The following is a 1,680-nucleotide window of genomic DNA, read 5'->3' on the forward strand; positions in this document are numbered from 1 at the left end:
CTCCTAAAGCGGGTGTCGCAGGTTCGAATCCTGCCGGGGGCACCAGCCAAAAGGCCCCGGACCGATCATGGTCCGGGGCCTTTGACATCCACTTCTGACATCAACGAGGGCGATCACCCACGACCGGGCCGCCTCTTGAGCAACCGATCCATGTGGCTGATGGCCTCGCGCTGGGTGTCCTGCACGACGTGCGTGTACACGTCCATGGTGATGCTGATCTGGCTGTGCCCGAGGATCTCCATCACGACGCGAGGAGCCACCCCGGCAGCGGTGAGGAGGGTGGCGCACCCGTGCCGGGCGTCGTGCAGCCGAATCACGCGGAGGCCGGCGGACTCGGCGACCCGGGTGAAGGAGCGGTAGACGTTCCGCGGCTCGACCTGACGACCGGTACGGGTGGTGAAGACGTAGTCCGACGCCTGCCAGGTCTCCCCCGCCTTGCTCCGAGCCGCCGTCTGCCGCATCCGATGCCAGCGCAAGGGCGCGATGCAGAGCGCGGGCAGCGGGACGACACGACGTCGACGGCTCTTGGGATCGTCGTCGTAGAGGACGCCGCGACGGCGTTGCGTCTGCTGGCGGACGTAAAGGACGCGGTTGTCGAGGTCGAGGTCAAACCAGCGGAGACCGATGATCTCGCCCCGACGCAGGCCCATGGCGATTGCGAGCACGAAGGCTGCGTAGAGCGGATCCCTGCGACAGGCGGCAAGGAAGTCGAGCGTCTCGTCGAGGCTCCAGGGCTGCAACTCCCGATTGTCCGTGCGCGGCGGCTCGACGAGCTTGGCGACGTTTCGCGCGATGAGCTCCTCTCGACAGGCGGAGGTCAGCGCCGACCGCAGAACCCGGTGCGTTTCCTTGGCGGTTGCTGCGGTCGTCTCCTTCTCCAGGCGGACGAGGAAGCGGCGGACGTCGGCGACGCCCAGCGATTCGAGCCGCTTGGCGCCGAGCAGCGGCACCAGGTAGAGCCGGACGTGCGCTTCGTACTTGTCGTACGTGCTCAGCTTCCGCCGAGGCTTGATGACGTTCTCCAGCCAGTACGGCAGCCACTCGGAGAGCTTGGCCGACTTGGTCGGCACGGGCACGCCCTGGTCCACCTTGTCGAGCAACTCCCGGCGCTTGGCGTCGCACTCGGCCCACGTCTTGCCATAGGCGAACTTCCGGGCCCGGGTGCCGTCCGGCTGGAGTACGTACACCGCGCACTGGAAGCGACCGTCCTTGCGCTTGGTGATGGTGCCGGCGCCGTTCGGATTCCTCCTGCGTTGCTGCGCCATCAGGCCGCCGCCTCCAGTTCGTGAGTGATGTATTCGCGCACAGCCCGCGCCGGGATGCGGCGGCACCGGCCGATGGTGATCGATGGCAAGCGACGGGAACGGATCAGGTCGTAGACCGTGGAGCGACCGACCTTCAGCCGCGCCATCACCTCGTGCACCGTCAGCAGTTCGTCATCGCGCACGGGTGGGTTCTCCTTCTGTTCCGGGGGTGGGTTCGAGGGAGGCGGCGAGCCAGGCTTCGGTGTCGGAGAGGCCGGTTCCGGCGAAGACCCAGTGCGCGAGGACGTACGTCGTCTCGGGCCCGGTGTCGGTGGTGGCCGCCTGTGCGCGGCGCCATGCGGCGCGGGCGTCGCGGAGGGCGCCGAGGGTGGTGGAGTAGCGGCGGGACTTGGTGGAGAAGTGGCCGCGGAAGCCG

General features: G+C 68.2%; 3 protein-coding genes. All 3 read right to left on the reverse strand.

Annotated features, from left to right (window positions below; all coding sequences use genetic code 11):
- Positions 1–113: 113 nt before the first annotated feature.
- A complete protein-coding gene (locus tag IE249_RS35330) occupies positions 114–1,265 on the reverse strand; it encodes a tyrosine-type recombinase/integrase (RefSeq protein WP_189711608.1) in 1,152 nt (383 codons plus the stop codon).
- Positions 1,265–1,447 (reverse strand): helix-turn-helix domain-containing protein, encoded by a 183-nt coding sequence (locus IE249_RS35335; protein ID WP_189711610.1) that lies wholly within the window; start codon positions 1,445–1,447, stop codon positions 1,265–1,267. Before IE249_RS35335 ends, IE249_RS35330 begins: the two co-directional genes overlap by 1 nt.
- The coding region (locus IE249_RS35340; protein ID WP_373304543.1) for a replication initiator at positions 1,437–1,680 on the reverse strand (244 nt) is incomplete at its 5' end. The genes IE249_RS35340 and IE249_RS35335, both read right to left, overlap by 11 nt.

Origin of the sequence: Streptomyces anandii JCM 4720, assembly GCF_014650655.1 — a bacterium.
Classification (GTDB): Bacteria; Actinomycetota; Actinomycetes; order Streptomycetales; family Streptomycetaceae; genus Streptomyces; species Streptomyces anandii.

What these genes read in the sequence shown, in the direction of transcription:
- IE249_RS35330 (WP_189711608.1), bottom strand. Translation starts at nt 1,265, where the DNA reads ATGGCGCAGCAACGCAGGAGGAATCCGAACGGCGCCGGCACCATCACC.